The organism is Collimonas arenae (assembly GCF_001584165.1).
GTDB classification, from domain to species: Bacteria; Pseudomonadota; Gammaproteobacteria; order Burkholderiales; family Burkholderiaceae_D; genus Collimonas; species Collimonas arenae.
This window is the reverse complement of the sequence record NZ_CP013233.1, coordinates 2,111,361-2,134,189: the sequence shown is the minus strand read 5'-3', so window position 1 is coordinate 2,134,189 and position 22,829 is coordinate 2,111,361. Positions and strand designations below refer to the sequence as shown.

Annotated in this window: 3 protein-coding genes and 4 pseudogenes; 2 read left to right on the top strand and 5 right to left on the bottom strand. The window is 60.6% G+C overall.

The window, feature by feature from the left end:
- Nucleotides 1–151 precede the first annotated feature (151 nt).
- Together CAter10_RS09950 and CAter10_RS09945 are read left to right on the top strand one after the other, a co-directional pair.
- Nucleotides 152–619 (top strand): (2Fe-2S)-binding protein, encoded by a 468-nt coding sequence (locus CAter10_RS09950; RefSeq protein ID WP_061533288.1) that lies wholly within the window; start codon nt 152–154, stop codon nt 617–619.
- A pseudogene (locus tag CAter10_RS09945) lies at nt 616–2,953 on the top strand (xanthine dehydrogenase family protein molybdopterin-binding subunit). The gene CAter10_RS09950 and the pseudogene CAter10_RS09945 overlap by 4 nt, the downstream one beginning before the upstream one ends.
- Nucleotides 2,954–3,035: 82 nt before the next feature.
- Here CAter10_RS09945 and CAter10_RS09940 read toward each other — a convergent pair.
- The 5 genes and pseudogenes from CAter10_RS09940 to CAter10_RS09920 all read right to left on the bottom strand — a co-directional run bounded on the left by CAter10_RS09940 (nt 3,036) and on the right by CAter10_RS09920 (nt 22,562).
- On the bottom strand, nt 3,036–3,857 hold the full coding sequence (locus CAter10_RS09940) for a formyltransferase family protein (RefSeq protein WP_061533287.1): 822 nt from the start codon (nt 3,855–3,857) through the stop codon (nt 3,036–3,038).
- Between the two features lie 120 nt (nt 3,858–3,977).
- A pseudogene (locus tag CAter10_RS09935) lies at nt 3,978–6,183 on the bottom strand (TonB-dependent siderophore receptor).
- Nucleotides 6,184–6,375: 192 nt separating this feature from the next.
- Nucleotides 6,376–7,759 (bottom strand): annotated as a pseudogene (locus CAter10_RS09930) (lysine N(6)-hydroxylase/L-ornithine N(5)-oxygenase family protein).
- Between the two features lie 92 nt (nt 7,760–7,851).
- Nucleotides 7,852–12,874: pseudogene (locus CAter10_RS09925) on the bottom strand (amino acid adenylation domain-containing protein).
- A gap of 10 nt (nt 12,875–12,884) precedes the next feature.
- Nucleotides 12,885–22,562 carry a non-ribosomal peptide synthetase gene (locus tag CAter10_RS09920; protein WP_061533286.1) on the bottom strand — a complete coding sequence of 3,226 codons (9,678 nt, stop codon included), beginning with the start codon at nt 22,560–22,562 and terminating at the stop codon, nt 12,885–12,887.
- Nucleotides 22,563–22,829: the final 267 nt, after the last annotated feature.

The window sequence follows — 22,829 nt, the reverse complement described above, 5'->3', positions numbered from 1 at the left end:
ATCTAAAAATTTGACTTCGGATTACAATTCCCCGGCGCGACCATTTCCCGTGTATGTCGGCACATGATTCGAAAAGTTATCAAACCGGCTATACTGCAGCAGAAAAATTCCTTCAATAGGCAAATTCCCAAGTTGGAAAGGTAAAAACGTCATGACAAGCCTCAACATCAATGGCAAGCAACACGAAATCGATTTACCGGAAGACACCCCGCTACTGTGGACGCTGCGCGACCACGTCGGCCTGACCGGCACCAAGTTCGGTTGCGGCATGGCCCTCTGCGGCGCCTGCACCGTGCATCTGGACGGCGAGCCGATTCGCTCCTGCATCACGCCGATCAGCGCTGCCGCCGGCAAGAAAGTCACCACCATCGAAGCCATGGCGGATGACAGCATCGGCCACGCCGTGCAGCAAGCCTGGGTAGCGCTGGGCGTGCCGCAATGCGGTTACTGCCAGGCCGGCCAGATCATGTCCGCCACCGCCCTGCTGAAAACCACCGCCAAGCCGACCGACAAGGAAATCGACGACGCCATGAGCGGCAATATCTGCCGCTGCGGCACCTACACCCGCATCCGCGCCGCCATCAAGCAGGTTGCCGCCGCCAAGGGAGTCGTCAAATGAGCGCCGCTTTCGATCTCAATAAAGTTAGCGCTACCAGCAGCACCGGCGAGCCGTCATCAATCAGCCGCCGTAGCTGGCTCAAGGGCGTCGGCGCATTTACCGGCCTGGCCCTGACAGTCGGGGTGAATGGTCTTGTCATGGCCGCTGATGCAGCGCCGCAAAAAAATACGGCGGTGCAGGCATGCCTGGCGGCACCGTCAACGATCCGTTGATCTTCGTCTCGATCGGCGCCGACGGCATCGTCACCATCGTGGCCCATCGCTCGGAAATGGGCCAAGGCATCCGCACCAGCTTGCCGCTGGTGGTAGCCGACGAACTCGACGCCGACTGGAATCAGGTCCGCGTGGTGCAAGCCAATGCCGACGAAAGCCGCTACGGCAACCAGAATACTGACGGTTCGCGCAGCATGCGCCACTTCTTCACGCCGATGCGCCAGGTCGGCGCCACTGCCCGCCTGATGCTGGAAACCGCCGCAGCAGCGCGCTGGCATGTGCCGTTATCCGAAGTCAGCAGCAAGAACCACGAGATATTGCATGCCAAGAGCGGCCGCAAGCTGGGCTACGGCGAGCTGGCGGTAGAAGCCGCCAAGTTGCCGATACCGCCAGCCGCACAAGTGCAACTGAAAGATCCGGCGCAGTTCCGTTACATCGGCAAGGATGCTTTTGGCAGCGTCGATTTCCAGGATATCGTCACCGGCAATACCCATTACGGCATCGACACCCGCCTGGAAGGCATGCTGTATGCGGTGATCGCCCGGCCGCCGGTATTTGGCGGCAAGGTCGCCAGCTTCGACCCCGCCGACGCATTGAAGGTACCCGGCGTGGTCAAGGTAATCGAACTCAAGGGCAGCCCGCCGCCGGCACTGTTCAATCCGCTCGGCGGCATCGCCGTGATCGCCAGCAATACCTGGGCCGCAATCAAGGGCCGCGAAGCGCTGAAGATCACTTGGGACAATGGTCCGAATGGCGGCTACGACTCCACCGCATTCAAGACCACGCTGCAGGAAGCCGCCCGCAAACCAGCCAAGGTAGTGCGCAACAACGGCGATACGATGGCGGCGCTGGCGCAAACCGGCAAGCGCATCGAAGCCGAGTACTACATCCCGCATCTGGCGCACGCCACGATGGAACCGCCTGCTGCCACCGCGCGCACTGCCAACGGCAAATGCGAAGTCTGGGCCTGCGTCCAGGATCCGCAAGCCACGCGTAACACGGTGGCGACCCGCCTCGGCTGGAAAACCGACGACGTGAAGGTTAACGTTACTTTGCTGGGCGGCGGTTTCGGCCGCAAATCCAAACCTGACTTCGCGGCAGAAGCGGCGTTGCTGTCACAGGCGATGAACGGCGCTCCAGTCAAGGTCACCTGGACCCGCGAAGACGATTTGCGCCACGATTACTTTCATACCGTGTCGCTGGAACATCTGGAAAGCACGCTGGACGCCAAAGGCAAGCCGCTGGCCTGGCTGCACCGCAGCGCGGCGCCGACCATCGCCTCGACGTTTGTTGCCGGCGCCAAGGGCGAGCAGCCCGGCGAGCTGGGCATGGGTGCGATCAATATTCCGTTCGTGATCCCGAACATCCGCATCGAAGCGCCGGAAGTCGAAGCGCACACGCGGATCGGCTGGTTCCGCTCGGTCTACAACATTCCACACGCATTTGCGGTGCAATCGTTTGTGGCCGAACTGGCCGCCGCCGCCAAGCGTGACCATCGTGAATTCCTGCTGGAACTGATCGGCCCGGCGCGCCAGATCAATCCGCAGGACATGTCGGATACCACCAATTACGGTGAGTCGCCGACCTTGTATCCGCTCGATACCGGTCGCATGCGCGGCGTGATCGAACTGGCCACCAAGGAAGCCGGCTGGGGCCGCAAGGTTCCCAAGGGCCATGGTTTGGCCTGGCGGTCGCCTACAGCTTCATGTCTTATGTAGCGACGGTGATTGAGGTGGCGGTCAGCGACGACGGCGAGATCAGTATTCCGCGCGTCGATATGGCGATCGATTGCGGCCCACAGATCACGCCGGACCGGATCCGTTCACAAGTCGAAGGCGCGTGCATCATGGGCCTGAGCCTGGCGACCACCGGTGAAATCACCTTCAAGAACGGTAGCGTGGAACAAGGCAACTTCCATGAATACGAAGTATTGCGTGCTTTCAGTGCACCGCGCGACCTGCGCGTGCATATGGTGCCGCACAAGTACGACATGCCGCTCGGTGGCGTTGGCGAACCAGGCACGCCGCCTATCGCGCCGGCCTTGTGCAACGCCATATTCGCGGCAACCGGCAAGCGCATCCGCAACCTGCCGATCCGGGATCAGCTAAGCAAGAAGAGCTGACCCCGGCTACAACGGATAACGGCCATGCGACTTCCCGTGCATGGCCGTTATTGTTTAATCGTATCTGACCTTGTATTCGGCCTTATTGATATATCTTTACCAGCCCCTCGTGCAATGCTGGGAATAGGCTGCGGTTGAAATTATTCCAGCGCAGTTCAAGAATCGTGTCTTCCTTGTCGATTTCAGTCTTCAGGACATCGTGGATCACTTCGCCGGAATCGATGCCGTTGTCCACATAATGGAAAGATGCGCCGGTCATGTACAGCGGTTTCACAGGAACGGTTTCCATGGTTTGCCAGTTGACCACTTTCTGGCCGCGCGCGCCATACAGCGCATCCAGCGTGGCGTAGGCGCCGCGCCGTTCATAGGGTGACTCCAGGCGCGTGACGCCAGGATGGATATTGACGATCTTACGGTGGAATAGGCTCCCAGGCCGCACCAGCTCATCCAGGATGATCAGCAGCCCATCCAGCACGACGATGTCGGCATCCAGTTCCTGCAAGGTGTCCAGCAAGTGCTTTTCAAACGCGCTTTTACCCGCAATGCGTTCCGGCGCCTGCATGCCATGCCGCCGGTAAGCAGACGGAATGGCGAGCAGCAATTCGTTCACCGGCCGACCCTGCACCTGCAGATCCGGCGGATAAAACCAGCGCTTGCCCGCTTCGTATGAGAAACCATAGTCCGTCAATTTCTCTCTGTCGCTGGCCAGCTCGGCATCGTCGTCGTAGATCACTTTTTCGAGCGAGTACATTTGTCCAAGCGTGGTCTGGTTGAGCGCTTCAACCAGCGATTCCAGCACCGACTTCATGTAACGCGTGCCATCCTTGTAGGCGACATCCTGTCCGGCCTTGTCGGCAGCGGCATTCCTGAGGGACCAGATATAAACGAGTTTTTTCTTTTGCATGGCTATTATCATTAATGATTAATACCGTCATTCCCGCGTACGCGGGAATCCATGTTCATCGTCATGCCAGGTAACTTGGATCCCCGCACGCGCGAGGATGACGGCGTTTTTAAAGAACGTTTACCAGACGTATTTCGCAGACGCCACCACCGTGCGCTGATTACCGTAGAAGCAGGTATTCACCGATTGGCAGCCACTGACGAAACGACGGTTGAACAGGTTTGTCGCATTCAGCGTGAAGCGCCAGTTCTGCATGTCGTAGTGCGCACCGGCGTCGTACACCGTATTACTCGGTACCAGCAGCGAGTTGTCAGACGCCCCTGCGGCACTGCTCTGGTAACGGATACCCGCGCCCAGGCCGAAACCGGCCAGCGCGCCGGTGTGCCAGGTCCAGTCGCCCCACAGCGACGCCATCTGGCGCGGCCGCGGAATATCGACAGGCCATTTACCCAGCGACGAATCGTTGGCTTCGGTATTCTTCACATCCTGATACACATAAGCGGAGATGATGGAGAATTCGCGCGTGATGTTGCCGACCGCGCTCAACTCAAGACCGCGCGAACGTACCTGCCGGTCTGCACCGAGAAGGTCCCGGTCGGATCGGTTGGATCCGGCGTCAGCACGTTGTTCTGGTAGATCTGGTACAGCGCACCGTTCAGCGTCAGGTTCTTGCCTTCCGGCTGCCAGCGCACCCCGGCTTCCACCTGGCGTCCCTTGGTCGGCGCCGCCAGATTGCCATTGGCCATCCTGACGCCGATCACCGGATTGAACGAGGTTGAGTAACTGAGGTAAGGCGACAGGCCGTAATCGCCCAGGTAGACCAGTCCGACGCGGCCCGAGAAGGCGCGATCGTTCTGCTGCAGCTGCGTGCCGCCTACCAGGTCGCTCTGTTTGGTGTCACTCCAGTCTTGACGGCCACCGACAGTCAAGGTCCAGCGCCGCCATTTGATCTGATCCTGAGCGTAGGCGCCGAGCATGCTCAGCGTGGTCCGGGTATCGGTCGGCGCATAGGCCGCCGGCGTGGAAAAGATCGCTTTCGTGATCGGAACATAGACCGGGTTATACATGTTCAGGCTAGGTCCAAGCGCCATGAATTCGGTATCGCTGGTGCGCTGGCGGTTGTATTCCAGGCCAGCAACACGGTATGGTCGAATGGACCCTGCTTGAATTTGGCCTGCGCCTGGTTGTCGATATCGAAGCGGCTGTAGTTGAACTGATAGTCGCCGACATAACGCAACAGTGATTGCTGGGTCGGATCGGTGTCATCCAGTCCGCCGCCGAACACCTGCCCCTGGTCCAGCGACAAGTGCATCAAGCGCAGGTTCTGGCGGAAAGTCCAGACCGGATCGAACTTGTGCTCAAACTGGTAGCCGGCCGACCATTGCTTCTTGCGGTAATGTGAGAAATTCGGATCGCCGGTATACAGGTTCTCTGAAATCGTGCCATTCGGGTTCGGCAAGATGGTGCCCTGCGCCGGCAGGAAATTGTTGGATGCGTCGCCGTGGTCTTGCAGGTAAGTCAAGGCGGCGGTCAGCGACGTGTTGGCGTCCGGCTGCCATTTGATGGATGGGGAAAAAGCAATCCGCCGCTCGCCGTTCGGTCCGGTCAGGGAATTGCCGTCGCGGCCGACGCCGAGCACGCGGTATGACAGCTTGCCGTCAGCATCGATCTTGTCGCCGATATCGAAAGCAATTTGCTTCCTGGCGTAATCGCCGAGCTGCATCTGTACTTCGCGGATCCGCTCGCCGTTGGCGAGTTTGGTCTGGACGTCGACGATAGCGCCTGGATCGCCCTGGCCGTACAGCACCGAGCTTGGACCGCGCAGCACGGTAATGCTATCGATCATGAAGGGATCGACGCGCCAGCTGGCCAGGTTGATGGTGGTCGGCACCGCCAGCCCGTCGGTGTACACGGTTGGCGTGAAGCCGCGCAAGACCGAATACCAGTCCGAGCGCACTTCCGAACCGTAGGTCGAAAAACCTGGCACGTAGCGCAACGCATCGTTGACGCTGGCAGCGCCGGTCTGTTCGATCTGCGCCGCCGTCACCACGTTGATGGTCTGCGGAATCTCATTGAGCGGCGTGTCGGTCTTGGTGCCGGTGGCGCTGCGCTTGGCCACAAGGCCAACAGTGCCGTTATCGTCTGAGCCAGCATTGACATTGATTTCCGGCAGCGTACTGTCCGCTCCGGCCTTGCCGTTTTTCTGCACATCGTTTGCCGGTTGCGCCACCTGCTGAGCGTGCGCATAACCTACAGCCGTCGCGTCAAACAATACGCTTACTGCAACGACAATCGCACGCCGACGCGTGCCTGTTATCCATTCCATCTTCTACTGCTCCCAATTGCGATGCGGTTTTTAACCGCTTTCTTTGAAATCCCGAAGCGGTCATTGACCGCCTCAAGCTACCCATATGGCTTCTAATAAATACGTCTCGAAATTCAGAATGCCTACTTTCTGCCCTGGCTACCCCTTCCAACTGCAATTTTTCCAACCGGCGCGACCGGAGTCCTCTCTACGTTACAAAGCGGAAGCCAGGCGACCGCCTTCCACGGCACGCTTCAACTGATCCGGCATCGGGCCGCCTGCTGCTTCTTGCTTGATCTCCTGCTTGACTTCCTGCATCAGCGAAGACGTAATTTCGTCTGAGCGCAGCGCCAGTACCGACAGCAGCGTGTCGGACAGGCCATGGCTGTCTTCGCAGCAGCCTTGCAGATAAATGCGCGGTTTGAAATTCGCCGGGGTGGAGAGCCGGTAATCGCGCCGACATTGCCTTGCGCGAGCGCATCGCCGAGATATGGCGCCAGCCCGTCAAGCAGGCCAAGATGAGTGGCGCGGCCGTAACCGGTGGCCAGCACCAGCGCATCGAAGCGTTCCGCGCAAGCGTGGCCATCGAGGCGGTTACGCAAAGTCAGCTCGATCTGGCCATTGCTGCTGCGCACAGCCGTTTCGATCGCCGTGTTGGCCAACAGGCGATGGCGCTGCTCCACGCCGACGTTCTGCAGGTACAGCATTTCGTAGATTTGTTCGATCAGCACGCGGTCGACCACTGCATAGTTGGTGTCGCGGAAGCCATCAATCAGCGAGCGTCGGACATCTTTCGCCTGGGCATAGACGATATCGGTATATGCCGGGCTGAAAATCTCGTTGACGAACGGGCTGTCGTCGGCCGGCTTGAGCGCTCCCGAGCGCATCACCAGGCTGACGTCGACTCCCGGATAGCGCCGCGTCAGGTCAATGAACACCTCGGCGGCGCTTTGCCCGGCGCCGATCACCGCGATCCGTTTGCGCGGGCCGCTTTGCGGTTGGCCGACCACCCGATCGATCGATGTCAGGTAATTCGAGGTATGAATGATGTTGTGCGGACCCAATGCAGCGAATGCTTCCGGAATCCGCGCTGAACCGCCGATACCGACTGACAGCGCACGCGTGACGCGTTGCCATTCGCGTCCTGCCTCATCGCGCGAAAATACGCGCAAGGCATTAATCTGGCTGGAGCGATCCGCAGCGGCGACGGTTCGATGCCTAAGACCGTTTCGCCGTAATGCACCTTTTCATCGAACGCCTGCGCGACCCAGCTCAAGTAGTCGTGAAACTCCAACCTGGTCGGATAAAAGCTCTTCAAATTAACGAAATCAGGCAGCCGGCCGCGCTCGAAAAGATAATTAATGAACGTGAAACGGCTCTTTGGGTCGCGCAAGGTCACCAGATCCTTCAGGAAGGAAATCTGCATCCGGCAATCGTCGAGCAGCATGCCGCGATGCCAGCCGAACTCCGGCTGACGTTCGATGAAACACTGCCCGATACCTGATGCGCCCGGCTCTTCGGCAAGACGTACCGCAAGCGCTAGGTTCGACGGCCCGAAGCCGACACCAATCAGATCAAAAACGTTATCTCGTTGCATGTCTAATTTCCTTATTAGTGGCAGCCGGCAATTCAGATGTGCCGGCCGATATAAATGTCTGGGAGTTAACTATCCGTGGAGTCATTCAACCTTCAACCGGCATCAGGCAACGCCATTGCCGTAGCCCGCTGCAAAGCCAGGCACTGCCCCATTGCATAGAAATATGGCTGGGCGAATACGCCAACAATCGTCAGTGAATAACCTGCCACCTGGGCCGCATCGACGAAACGAACAAGGTCGAACGAGGTGACGCCGGTTTCAAACAGGTTGTCTTGAAACGCCGGAAGCTTGCCTTTGAACAGGTCGCCCCACACGGTTTGCAGAGATTGTGCGAACTGCATTGCTTCAGCTTGAACTTCGCCTGCTTCCACCGTTGCGGCCGCTTCTGCCGTGCGTTGTACTGATTCAATCTTCGTGGGTGCAACAGGACCAAGCGCAACATGTGGCGCATCGACGAATTGCTGGATTACCTGCGTGTAATCGGCCGTTAGGGCTTCGACGAACGCGCTATCCACCAATTCGTTTGCATAAGAGAAAGCTCCGGTCACACGACCGTCAGGATGCTCGACGATGTCCAGTTCCAGTTCAAACACCACCCGGTGTCGCACATCGTTGAAATCGCCGAGTGCAAGGCCGCCCCAATCGCGGCGGCCGCACCACTTGGACGCATGTAGTTGAACATCACCTGAAACAGCGAATTGCCGATCGCCGCGCGTGGAGTGCGCAATGCAGCCACCACGTCGGCAAACGGCGTATCTGCATGGCTATAAGCAGCAAGCGCGGCGTCACGCACTGCGGCGAGAACCGTGGCCGGTGAATCGGCCCGATTGAGACGGGTACGCACCACCACAGCGTTGATGAACAGACCCAATGCACGACGAGCAGCGTCGCCTGTCAACTCACGGGTTGACGCCAACACCCCTACCGGCTGGTCCGTCGCTCCAGTCGCACGATAGAACGCAACATTGAGCGCCGCATGCAGCAGCATCGGCAAGGTCGCGTGCACCTCGAATGCCATGCTGCGTGCGCGCCGCAGCAATTCCTCGTCGAGTTCAAAGCCAATCCGCCCGCCACCCAGCGTGGCTCCGTCGCTCGACCTGACGGTGGCGGCGGCAGTACACTAGTTGGTAAATCGGCAAGCGCATCGCGCCAAAAACCGAGACGTGAAGCCGACGCAGCGGCGGGCAATAACGGCAGATCAGGCATGACGTTTGGTGGCACACGCGCAATCGCAGAACCTGAAACCAGTGCAACGTAAGTCGCGCGGATGTCGTCCAGCCACAGATCAATCGAATGGCCGTCCGACACGATGTGATGGATCACCAGCGACAACACATGTTCCTGTTCGGCCAGCCGCAGCAAGCGCACCCGCCACAGCGGCGCTTCGCCCAGCAGGTTGAATGGAGTGAGCGCATCTTCGTCAGTCAAGGCAACCGCCCTCGCCACGGCCACAGCGGCAGCGTCGCCTTCGACAGACAGGTCGACAAGCGGCAACGCTACCGGGCAGTGCGACGCGATGCGTTGCCCCGGAAGTTCACCGGTGCGCTCGACCAGCCGCGTGCGCAAGGCGGGATGACGGGCCGCGGTCAAGGAAAATGCTTCACGCAATGCATCGAGGTCGAGCACGCCGCTCAGGCGCAATGCCAGCGGGATGTTGTAGGCAGCGCTTGCCGGTTGTGTGCGCCACAAGAACCACAAGGCTAGTTGAGGCGGAGATAATGGCAATACGCCATCGGCGTCGGCAACAAAGGCGACAACATCGGTGTCGGCAGCGCCGCTTTCACACAACGGCTCCATGTGCATGGAAGCGACCACGCGTTGCGCGTACTGCGCCAGGGTTGGCGCCTCAAACAGTGCACGCACCGGCACATCGCGGGCCAGTCGTTCCGCCACCCTGGTCGCTACGCGCACCGCAGCCAGAGAATGACCACCCAGTTCGAAGAAATGGTCGGCGCGACCCACGCGTTCAGCACCCAGCACGTCGCGCCAGATCTGGGCAAGCGCAGTTTCGACACCGGCCATCGGCGATTCGTACACACGCTCCACCCGTTTGGGTTCCGGCAACGCGCCGCGATCGACTTTGCTATTCGTATTGCGCGGCAGTGCATCGAGTATGACGATGTGCGCCGGCACCATGTAATCGGGCAAGGTGTGACGTAGGTGCGCGTCCAGTTCAGCTGCATCCGCCGGCGCCTGGCGCTGCCGTGCCTCCGCGCTCAACTCGACATAGGCAACCAGCGCCGCTTGCGCACCCTTGCCGTACACGATCGCCACTGCTTCGCGTACATCCTCGTGCGCCGCCAGTTGGGCTTCAATCTCACCCAGTTCAATGCGCAAGCCGCGCAACTTCACCTGATGGTCGACGCGGCCGATGAAATCGAATACGCCATCGGCGCGCCGCTTGACCAGGTCGCCAGTGCAGTACAAGCGCGCCCCCGGGGCACCAAACGGATCGGGCACGAAACGTTCGGCGGTGAGCGCGGGACGGTCGAGATAGCCACGCGCCACGCCCACGCCTTCGCCGCCCAGGTACAACTCGCCAATCACCCCGACCGGCAACGGATTGAGGCGGGCGTCAAGCACATGCGCGGTACGTGCGCCAACCAGCGTGCCGATCGGCAGATATGCGCTGTCGGCCAGCTTGGCGCCATCGTCATCTGGATAGAACATCCACAGCATCGGCGTAATGACGGTTTCGGTCGGCCCATAACCATTAACGATGCGCACATTCGGAAAAGCCCGTCGCATCAGGGAAAATGCCTCGCGTGAGGTCGCCTCGCCGCCTACCGTCAGCGAGCGCAAGGTAGGCGGCGCACCGTGCATCAATGCCCACTCGGCCAGCTGCGCCGCGCAACCTGGCGGCACGTAAGTCATGGTGACGCCTTCGCGCACCATCATCTTGCAGGTCTGCGCCGGCGGCCAGAGCGTGTCGGCGGCCACCGCCACTGCCGCACCTGACATGTATTGGGAAAACCAGCCTTCGTGCGCGCCATCGAAATTCACCGACTGGAACAACAGGAAAACATCGTCTTCGCCGGCGCCGTAGCGTTCGGCGATGGCCGCGCAATGCCGGGAAAACGAAGCATGGTCGACGACCACGCCTTTCGGTTTTCCGGTCGATCCGGAGGTGTAGATCACATAAGCAGCCTGTGTCGGCGCCACAGCGGGCAACGTAATCGACGCGGTTGCGCGATCATCCCTGCCCGCGCCATCCTCATCCACCAGCCAGACGCGCATGGCCGGCGATTGCGGCAACGCCGGTAGGCTTTGCTGTTCGGTAATCACGTGGGTGATGCCGGCATCGCCGAGAATCTGCGCCAGGCGATCCCTAGGATGGGCCGGATCGAGCGGGACAAAGGCGCCGCCCGACTTCAGTACCGCGATCAGGCCAATCAACAGATCGACTGATCGGCCAAGTGCGACACCAACCCGCATCTCCGCGCTGACTCCCGCCGCAATCAGGCGCTGCGCCAGCCGGGTCGCGCGCTCGTCGACTTCGCCGCGAGTCAAGGTACGCTGCACGTCGGCGATGCCACGCGCATCGGGCCGCACGCGGGCATGCTCGGCAATATGCTCATGCACCGCTTTGAAAGCATCCTGTCGAAGCGGTTGATTGTGATTCCAGGCTTCCAGCTGCGCACGCTCGATCGCCGGCAGCCACTGTAGATCGCACACCGCCGTTTCAGGTACTGCCACGGCACTCGACAGCAAGGTGACAAAGCGCTCGGCAAGCCGTTCGATGGCATCGGCGTCAAACATGTCAGCCGCATAAGTCAGACCGGCATCAATCGCGCCATCGTCGTGTTCTTCAAAGTTGAGCGTCAGATCGAATTTGGCGAACGGCGTACCGGATGGCAGCATGGTGATCGACACGTCCGCCAGCGACGGCAGATGGCGGCGTGCGCCGTAGGCAGCCATCACCTGGAACAGCGGATTGTGGCTGGCGCTACGCACCACGCCAAGCGCTTCTACCACTTGCTCGAACGGCACATCCTGGTGCGTCTGCGCATCAATTAAATTGTTCTGAACCTGGTCCACCAGCGCGGAGAACGGTTGGGTGTAGCCAATCCGCGTGGCGAGAGTCAAGGTATTGACAAAGAAACCAATCAAGCCGACGGTTTCAGCACGCTCGCGGTTGGCCGACGGCACGCCGATCTGGATATGCGTTTCGCCGGAGGCACGTGCCAGCAATGCATTCAGTGTTGCCAGCAACACGGCGAACGGCGTTGCCCGGCGCGTACCGGCCAACGCACGGATACGCTGCGCCAGTTGCGCATCAATCCGGAACATGTGACGCGCGCCGCGCGCACTGCGCTGTGCCGGCCGCGGTGTCGCGCCAGGCAGCATCAACACATCGCGGTTGGCATCCAGCTGGCCGCGCCAGTATTCAAGCTGCGATTCGCGTTCGCCGGCATCGAGCCAGCGACGTTGCCACAAGGCGTAATCAGCATACTGGATTGGCAGCGGCGCCAGCGCGACCGTTTCTTTCATTGCATACGAGCGATACAGCGAACTCAGTTCGGCCAGCATGACATCGACCGACCAGCCATCGGCGACGATATGGTGCATGGTGATGGCCAGCCAATGCGTTGCCGCATCCAGGCGAATCAAATGCGCGCGCATCAATGGCCCCTGCGTCAGATCGAATGGCTGCGCTTCATCGTTGTGCGCCAGCTGCTCGGCTTGTGCCGTGCGTACCGCTGCCGGCAAGTCGCTCAAATCCGTCATGCGCCAAGGGCAACGTGTCGGTGCATGTACGGCCTGCTGCACGCCGTCCGCACTTTCTGCAAAGGTGGTGCGCAAGGCTTCATGGCGCGCAATCAAGGCATCGCAGGACAAGCGCAAGGCATTGGCATCGAGCGCGCCATCAAGCTGCAAGCGCTCAGTGATGTGGTATGCCGCCGGCTCGTCGATCATGCGCGCGTGCAGCCACAGGCGTGTCTGCGCGAACGAAGCGGGCACACTTGCCGCACGTTCGGCGCGCGGCGGAATCGGCAACATGCGGAAATCGATACCAGCAGTAGTCAGCTTTTGCAAAAACAGCTTGCGCTGCGCGTCGGGCAATTGCGCGAAACGGGCTGCCAGCGAAAGCAGGTCTGGTTTTACAGTCGTCATCAGTGAATCCTCATTCCATTTCCAGTTCGCCCAGCAAGGCATCAATCGCGCTGGCGGCGTCTATTCCACCGTTCGCGCCGCGCTCTGCAAGCGTCTGGTCGATCACGGCCGCACAGCGTTCCAGCGTGCGTTCGTCGAACAGCGTGCGCAGCGGCAGCATCAGGCCCCAGTGCAGATTGACCTGGGCATTAACCTGGATCGCCAGCAGCGAGTGGCCGCCGCGCATAAAGAAATCGTCGTCGCGATCAACAGCATCCAGGCGCAGCACGCGCTGCCAGATGGCGGCAAGCGTGTGCTCGGTATCGGTGCGCAAGGCAACTGCGATCTTTTTCTGGCGCACAGGAACAGGTAAGGCATTGCGATCGCACTTCCCGTTGGGTGTCACGGGCAGCGCGTCCAGTTCGATGATCTGCGCCGGCACCATATAAGCAGGCAACTGCGCGCGCAGCATCTCCAACAGCATTTCCTGATCAAGCGCCGTTTCCGGTGCGCGCGCCACGTAAGCCACCAATTGTTCTTCGCGTACGATCACGACAGCGTCGCGCACACCGGGCGCGATCCGCAGCAAGGCTTCGATTTCACCTAGTTCAATGCGCTGGCCGCGCAACTTCACCTGGGTGTCGATGCGGCCAAGGTAATCGAGCGCGCCATCGGTTCGGCGTCGCGCCAGGTCGCCGGTGCGGTACAGGCGGGCGCCCGGCACAAACGGATCTGGTACAAAGCGTTCTGCTGTCAATCCAGGCCGTCCCAGGTAGCCGCGGGCAAGGCCGGCACCACCCAGATACAGTTCGCCCACTCCGCCTTGCGGCGTCGGCTGCAGCGCGATATCCAGCACATGCAACTGGAGGTTGGCGATGGGATGGCCGATCGGTACCGAAACCGCGCGTCCATCGGCTGCCGTGCAGGTCCAATGCGAAACGTCGATGGCAGCCTCGGTCGGACCGTACAAATTGACCAGTTGCGCATTCGGCAACAAGCGAGCAACACGCGCCACCAGTTCCGGCGCCAATGCTTCGCCGCTGGCGACTATCCGTTCGATGCTGGCGCAACGCGCTGCGGCCTTGAAGTCGTCCAGATAAGCCACAAAGGCTGCCAGCATCGAAGGCACGAAATGCAAAGTTGTGACTTTATGTGTGTCGATCGCCAAGACCAGCAGGGCCGGATCGCGATGATCGCCCGGCGCTGCAATCGCCAGTTTGGCGCCGACTGCAAGCGGCCAGACGAATTCCCAGACCGATACGTCAAAGCCGAACGGCGTCTTGTGCAGCACCACGTCATCGCGTTGCAACTGGTAGGCGGACTGCATCCACGCAATCCGGTTGGCCAGCGCGCGGTGCGTATTGCCGGCGCCCTTCGGCTTGCCGGTAGAACCGGATGTATAGATCAGATATGCCAGCTGCTCTGCCGCGACATCAATTGGCTGAACCAGTTTTTTTCCGCCTTGCATCAACTCATCCACGGTCAGGATGCATGTCCCTGGGCGCTCCACCGCAGCGTGAACCCGCTGGCGCAGGTGCGCTTGCGTGATCACCACTGCGGGTTGTGCATCGTTGAGCATGTAAGCGATGCGCTCGGCGGGGTAATCCGGATCCACGGGCAGATAGGCTGCGCCCGACTTGAGCACGGCCATCAGCGCCACCACCATATCGAACGAACGCTCAACGCACAGCGCAACGGCCGTGTCAGGCTGTACACCAGCTGCCACGAGTGCGGCAGCGACGCGATTTGCGCGTTCATCGAGCTCGCGGTAAGTCATCGTCTGCACGTGCCGGCCGTCGACAAATTCCAGCGCTATCGCCCCAGGCGTTTCGCGGACGGCGCATTCGAATTGACGATGCAACGCCAACTGCTGCCGATCAGGCCACTCCTGCGTAGTGGCGTTATGTTGTTCCAGCGCGACAACATCACCTGCAGCGATCACGGACAGCGCACCAAGCGCCGCCTCCGGTCGATCGAGGAAACCGTCGACAGCAGCTGTAAATGCCTGATGCAACTCGACGACGCGGGCCTGGTCGATGCGCGCCGCATCGTAACCGTAGTCAATCGTCAGGGTCGCTCCTGCCTCTATCACCAGCGTCAAGGCAAAATCGGTAGCTTCTATATTGCGCAGGTTACGCATCCTGAGCGCGCGCTCGTCACGTCCTTGCCAGGCTTCATCGACCGGATAATTCTCGAACACCAGCAACGTATCGAACAGCGCGCCACCGTGCCCCGCCCATTGCTGGATTTCATACAGCGGCGTATGCGCGTGTTCGGCTGCAGCGGCATTGTCGCTTTGCAGTTGATGCAGCCACGTCGCGGCCGAAATTCCAGGCGCAGGAGCCGTTATGACGGGCAAGGTATTGATGAACAGACCCAGCACGGTATCGACATCCGGCAACGCATCGGGGCGGCCCGCTATCGTAGCGCCGAACGCTACCGTAGCCTGGTTCGTCATGCGCTGTAGCGCCAGCGCCCAGGCTCCTTGCACCAAGGTATTGAGCGTCACTTTCAGACGACGCGAGGCATCGCTCATGTGCTGCGTCACATCGGCTGCAAATTGTGCGCGCCAAACACGATTTCCTGCTTGAGTGTCGCTTGCGAAATCTGGACCGGCTATCGCGGCAACGCATGTCGGTTGTTCAAGATGCGCAAGGCGTTGCAGCCAGAAAGCGCGCTCGGCGCCAATATCGCGCGCGCCGAGCCAGGCGATGAAATCGCGGTAGCGCGTTTTTGCCGCAGCGGCAAACAGCTGAGGGCGTTGTGGTTCGATATAATCGCGCAGCACCTCGGTAAAGAATCGTGCCGTGCTCCAACCATCGAGCAACAGATGATGCCGGGTCCAGACCAGACGCCATTCGTCGTCCGTGAAGCGAATCAGCGCCACACGCATCAGCGGCGGTGCAGCAAGGTCGAAACTGCGTACCCGATCGGCCGTGAGCCATGCATTGAATGCAGTTTCGACTTCGTCTTGCTGTTCGCGCCAATCGAGGATTTCAACCGGCATTCTTGCCTGACGATGGACAATCTGCACCGGTATCGCTTCGTCCGGCGTAAATCCGGTTCGCAATATGTCATGCCGCGCCACCGTTGCTTCGAAAGCGGCACGCAGGCGCACCACATCCGGCGCAATCAACGTGGCGACCAATTGATTGACATAGGTAGCCTGCTCAGGTGCCAGCAGTGATTGGAATAGGATGCCCTGTTGCATCGGCGACAAAGGATACGCATCTTCGATCGTACGCAGGTCCAACGGCAAACGTTCCAACGCAGCTTGTGTGAAGCCCGCAACGCGCGCCAGCGGATAGTCGGCGAGTGTGGCGCAAGCTCCGCGCTGCGCGAGGCGCACGGTGCAGGCTGCTGTCATGTCGGCAAGCGCTGCTTCAAAGCGCTGGGCCAAGGATTCGATCGTCGCGCGTTCGAATTGTGTCTTGCCGTAAACCCAGTGCACCTTCAAGGTACGCGGACCGTCGGCGTCGATATACGCATGTATGGCCAGCGCATTGCCGAGTGGGCCGGTAGGATCGCGCTCTTGCCCGGCGCCGCCGAAGCTCGGCACCAGTGCCGCATCGCGCGGCGCGTCAAACTGCCCCAGATAGTTAAATGTCACACGCGGACGCGGTACTTCAGCAAGCGCAGCGCGCGTCGATGCATCGCCATAATGGCTCAACACGCCGAAACCGAGTCCCTTGTTCGGCACCGCACGCAACGCATCTTTGGCAGCACAGAGTGTCGCGACGCCCGTATCTCCGATCGCGAAGGAAACCGGGTAATGGCTCGTCAACCAGCCCGGCGTGCGGCTGACATCGAGATCGTCAAACAGCGCTTCGCGGCCGTGCCCCTCCAGTTCAAGGCGGCACGATGCAGTTCCAGCGTGTGCGCCGATGGCTTGCGCCAGCGCCGCGATCAGCAGGTCAATCATTTGCGTACGATATGCCGCATTCGCCTCGGTCAACGCGGCACGTGTCAGTTCTGCATCCAGTGCTTGCATCACCACTTCTGCATCGGCGTTGGTCGCCGACGCGTGCGGGTGATCCAGCGGCAAATCATCGTGCGGCGTCGCCAGCGATGTCCAGTACGGCAACTCAGCCAGGAACGGCGAACCCGCATCGACAGCTGCGCCGGCAAGCCGCGCGGCCCATTCCTGCGCACTGCTCCCCGTCGTCTGAAAACGCATGCTGCGGCGTTCACGCGCAGCCCGATATGCCGCATCAAGATCTTCCAGCAGCACGCGCCAGGAAACGCCGTCGACGATTACGTGATGAATCGCCAGGTAGACCAGTGTCCGGCCGTCGGGCAAGGTTGCGGCAAAGGCGCAGGCCAGCGGGCCGCGCTCCAGGTCCAGCGTGCTCTGCAGCGCATTAAATTGTGCCAGTGCATCGCCCTCATCAAGTACTGCGGCGACAGCCAATGGCAAAGTATCGAAGGCCTGCGCCGCCCTGCTGATACGCCATGATTCGGCGTCATCCCTGGCAAAGCGCTGCTTGAATATCTCGTGATGCGAGAGCATTCCCTCAAATGCGCGGGCGAAAGCGTCAAGATCAAACGGCTCATGCAGATCAAACCTGACCGATTGGTTCCAGTGGCCGCGCCGCGGAATGTCTAACGAGAAAAAGCGTAGCTGGGCTGGCGTCAATGTCAATTTCTCAACACCATCCGCTTTTTCGGACTCAGTCGGCTTCGCTTGCCGCGCCGGCGCAGCATTTTCAGTCACCGTGGCGACCTGCCCCAGTTGTCGGATTGTCGGCCCATCGAACAACTGCTTCGGCGTGAAACGCACACCGCGCTTGCGTGACCTGGCGATCACCTGCAGCACCAGTATCGAATCGCCACCCAGTTCGAAGAAATTGTCTTCACGCCCGATCGTTCCGGCTTTTAACACTTCTTTCCAGACCGCCGCCAGGGTTTCTTCGACGGCGCCGCTTGGCGCATCGCCTGCTGCTTCGGCAGGCGCGGGCGCGACCGCCAATGTCCTTAATGCCTGGCGATCAACCTTGCCATTAGGTGTCACCGGCAGGACATCCAGCAAGATCAACTGCGCCGGCACCATGTAGTCCGGCAAACGCGCCGCTAATGCTGCGCGCACCGACGCAACGTCAAATTTTGCGCCGAGGCGCGGCGTCACAAATGCAGCCAGGCGCAAGCGTCCTTCTTGCTCGACCGCCACCGTTTCCGCCTGCGCCACGCTTTGCAGCCCGCGCAACACTGCACTGACCTCACCAGGCTCGATTCGATAGCCACGGATTTTTACCTGGTCGTCAATGCGCCCCAGGAAATCCAGGCGCTGATCGGCACGCAGCCGCACACGATCGCCAGTGCGGTACAGACGTTCGCCCGGCGCGAAGGGATGCGGCACGAATCGTTCGGCGGTCATCGCCGCTTTCCCAAGATAGCCGCGCGCAACGCCAGGGCCGCCGAGATACAGTTCGCCGACCGCGCCGCTCGGTACGCTGGCGCCGTGTGTGTCAAACACATAGGCATGGGCATTCGGCAACGGGCTGCCGAGCGGTACGCTCCGCGTCGATGACGACATTTCTGCACGCAGGCCGGCCTGTGCTGGCGCCGATGTATCGCATGCCAAGGCGCCAACCGTTGCTTCCGTTGGGCCATAATGATTGATCACGCGGCAGCCCGGCTTGAGCGCCTCAATGCGTGCAACCAGCGCCCAAGGCAATGCTTCGCCGCCCAGCACGATGGCATGCGCCGGCAACACGTCAGCCGGCTGTTGCGCATCGAGCAGTGCATGCAGATGGCTTGGAACGATTTTCAGCACACCGACCTTGCGTGTGCGCATTTCATGGGCAAAGCGGTCCGGATCGAATGCGCATTCGGCCGGCAACAAGTGCAGCGTGCGTCCGGAGCACAATGCACCGAATAAAGTCGTATGACCCAGATCAGCACCTACCGTGGAAACCATCGCCATCGACGCTTCGGCGGAGAAGGACAGTTCATCCAGCATCCCCTGCACATAATCTTCCAGCGCCCGATGGGAAACCGTCACGCCCTTGGGGCTGCCGCTTGAACCGGAGGTATAGACCAGATAAGCCGCCTGTTCCGGCATCGGTGGCAACCGTCTGGCGGCACCGCTCATCGCGCACGGCGTTTGCACCAACTCATCCAGTCCAAGCGCTTGTGCGCCACCGATGTGAGAGACATCATCAGCTCGGCGGGCAACTAATACCCGCTGCGACTGACAAGCATTGATCGCGCTGGCCAGGCGCTCTGCCGGCAGCGCTGGATCGAGCGGCACAGCGTACGATCCAGATTTGAGCACGGCGAGCAACGCGACGACAAAATGCACGGAGCGCTCGATGCAGATGGCGATTGGCCGCTCTGCCGTTGCTCCGTGTTGCTGTAACGCCAATGCGACGCGATCCGAAGCGTCGTCCAGTTCGGCGAACGTCAGTTGTGTATCGGCGTCCGCCAATGCGATCCGGTGCGGCGTTTCACCGACATGCCGCGCAAACTGCGCCAGCACGCTATCGAATGCCGGCGGTAACGCGCGGCCATGCCGTGCGGCATTGTAATCAGCACTCTCTGCACAATCCAAATCCACAATTTTCCGAGTCGGATCGCTTACCGCATCGGTGACCAGCGCAGCGTAGCTGTGCAGCCAAGCCTGCGCCGTGCCTGCATCAATGCCATCCAGCGCATAGGCAGCAATCAGTTCGATGCCGCGCGGTTCGTCGGTAAAATCCAGGGCCAGATCGAAACGCGCCGCAAGGTCCAGGCCCGGCGACATGCGGACCGTAGCGCCCGGCAGATCGGCAGTTAATGCCAGATCGAATTGTTGTGCGAATTTGACCCTGAGCCATTCGTCGCCGCGCCGCACCGGCGGTTTCACGGCATCGACGACCTGATCAAACGGCACATCCTGGCATGAAAACGCATCCAACGCAGTTGCCCGTACCGCATCCAACAGCGCCGAAAACGGCTGTTTCGGCGTCACGTGCGCGCGCAATGCCAAGGTATTCAGGAACAGGCCGAGCAACGGCATCGTTTCTGCATACTGTCGATGCGCTGCCGGCACGGCGACCACAATGTCGGCGGTTCCGGTCAAGCGATACAACCAGGCGTCGAATGCCGCCAGCAGCACCGCAAATGGCGACGTGCGTGCGCGCCGGGCGAGTTCGCGCACCGCACCTGAAATTTCATCCGAAAGACGCAACACGACGCGGCCGCCGCGATAATCGCGTTCAGCGCTGCGCGGACGGTCAAGTGGCAGCGCCAGCGGCGGCGGTGCGTCGCGCAATACGTTACGCCAATAGCCGAGCTGATGCTCGCCCTCGCCTGCTGCCAGCATGTCGCGCTGCCATTGGGCGTAATCGGCATATTGAATCGGCAATGCAGGCAAGGCGACCTCATCGCCGCTGACAAACGCCGTATAGGCTGCAGTCAACTCCTGGAATGCGCAACGCGAACTCCAGCCGTCGCTGACGGCATGATGGGTGGTCAGCATCAGGCGCTGCGCGGCATCGCCAAGCGTCACCAGTGTTGCTCGCACCAGCGGACCATTGGACAAATCGAAGCCTGCCGTCACGTGGTTTTCCGCTAGATCGGCCAGTTTTTGTGCGCGCTCAGCGACGTCGTTTGAACTTAAATCGACATGAACGATGGGCACAGGAAGGCGCGCATGGATCCGCTGCATCACGATGCCGTCATCATTTTCGACCAGCGTAGTGCGCCAGGCCTGATGCCTTTCCATCATGTGATCAAGCGCACGCTGCAGCACATCAAGTTGCAAAACGCCGCTCACATCCCAATCCACGGCGACATGATAGGCAGCTCCGGCGTCGCGGGTCTGCGCCAGCACCCAGAAACGCTGCTGCGCGTATGGGACCGGATAGTCGACATAGGAAGCGCCGCCGTTGCTCAGCAAGCCGCGTTGCGCCGGAATGCGATAAACCTGCGTTTCGATATCGCTGCGCTCGACAAGCAACGCCAGCTCAGCAAGCGAAGGATTATCGAACAGCACATCCAGCCGCAGGTTGACGCGCCATTCGACCCGGATTGCTACCTGCATCTGCATCGCCGCGAGCGAATCGCCGCCACGTGCAAAGAAGCGGTCTTCGCGGCCGATAGGCGCTGGATCGTTCAGCAGCCGTTGCCACAATTCCGCCAGGTCGCGCTCGATGGCTGTTTCCGGCGCGATGTGATCTTCATCAATCGCAAGCGGTTGCGCAGCCACGGCAGCACGCAGCGAGGCCTTGTCCAGTTTACCGTTGAGTGTGTAAGCCAGGCGCTCAAGACGCACAAAACGGTGCGGTAACCACGCCGGCGGCAGGTGTTGCGCCAGGTATTCTTTCAGTTGCTGATCGTCCAGCGCCGCACTCAGTACCACGCACGCGATCAATTGCGTGCGTCCGCTCACCGGCTCCGCCAGTACAGCCGCGTCGGCGATGCTCGGATGCGCCAGCAGACAGGCGGCGATCTCGCCGGGCTCCACCCGCACGCCACGGACCTGCACCTGGTCATCGATACGACCTAGATAGTCAAAGGAGCCGTCCGGGCGCTCCCGCGCCAGGTCCCCGGTGCAATAGATACGACTACCTGGCGCCCCGCTCGGATCCGGCAGGAAACGTTCTGCGGTGAGCGCTGGCCGGCCGTGGTAGCCGCGCGCCAGACATAGACCACCAAGCAACAGCTCGCCTTCTGCCCCAGCCGCAACCTCATCTATCCTGGCGACCCGCGGCCCGATCGGCCAGCCGATCGGTAACGATGTATACCCGTTGCCTTGTTCAAGGAGCGGCACGTCGGCAGGATCGACCGGCCACAGCATTGGCGAAATGATCGCTTCAGTAGGCCCATAACCATTCACCAAGCGAATTGCCGGAAACACGCGTCGAATTTCTTCGAAAGTATCCTGCGACATCGCCTCACCACCGAACAGCAGCACGCGCAACGCCGATGGCACGCCGGAGCGTTCACACGCCAGGGCAAATTCACGCAGATATGCCGGTGGCAGCGTCGTATTGGTGACACCCTCCCGTTCCATGACCTGGCGCGCAGTTTCGGGCGGGAACGGCGGCGGATCGCTGATCACGACGCTGGCGCCAATTGACAACGGCGCGAGCCAGGCCTCGATCGACACATCGAAATTCACCGATGCGAAATGCAGCAATCGATCGCTGGGGTCGATAGGCAGCGAAGCATTCAGCGCATCGCAGTGCACGGCAAGCGGTCCATGCTCAACCACTACCGCCTTCGGCGTGCCGGTGGAACCGGAGGTATAAATCATGTAAGCCGCACTGTGTGGATGTACCGGCGCATCACCTTCATCCGGGTAAATGTCACCGTCAGCATCCATCTCTTCATTGCCAACCACAAAACAGTGCGAGAATCGCGTCCGCATGGCGGCGTCGGCCGTCCCGTCAACGATGCCATGAGCAAGCCCGGCATCCTGGACTATCCAGTCAAGGCGCGCGGCCGGATGGCGAGGATCCAGCGCGACGAACACGCCGCCCGCTTTCAATACCGCAAGCAACGCCACAAATAGATCGCAAGAACGTTCGACACACACGCCAACCCGCACCTCCACCGATACACCTGACGCCCGCAGGCGGGCCGCAAGCCGCGCGGCGCGCCGATCCAAATCGCCGCGCGACATCCGCACAGCGTGCGGCGAAAACGACGCCAACGCCGGCGCATCGGGGTCAAGACGTGCCTGCGCACGGATTTGGTGGTGCAATGCGATCGGAAAGCGCGTCATAGGCATAAAATCCTTTTGTGTAATGCTTTGTCAACGGTGAAGCCGCAGCGGCGGTTTTTTGCCGGACCGCGCATGAAGCGCCACGACAAGTCCGGCCGCAAGTGAGGCCTCTTTGCTGGATTGACGAACCAGGCGTCGGATTCTTTAATCAATTCCGCAAGAAAATTATTTTTTCTTCTCAATGACAGCAACCAATTAAAAACGACCTGAAGATTTTCGACAGTCATTCGTCATCAGTGACAAGAGCCCAAATCCGCTCAACCACGT

Bases quoted from the DNA above. Each gene is read 5' to 3' on its own strand.
- CAter10_RS09920 (WP_061533286.1), bottom strand. From the start codon at position 22,562: ATGACGCGCTTTCCGATCGCATTGCACCACCAAATCCGTGCGCAGGCA.
- CAter10_RS09940 (WP_061533287.1), bottom strand. From the start codon at position 3,857: ATGCAAAAGAAAAAACTCGTTTATATCTGGTCCCTCAGGAATGCCGCT.
- CAter10_RS09950 (WP_061533288.1), top strand. From the start codon at position 152: ATGACAAGCCTCAACATCAATGGCAAGCAACACGAAATCGATTTACCG.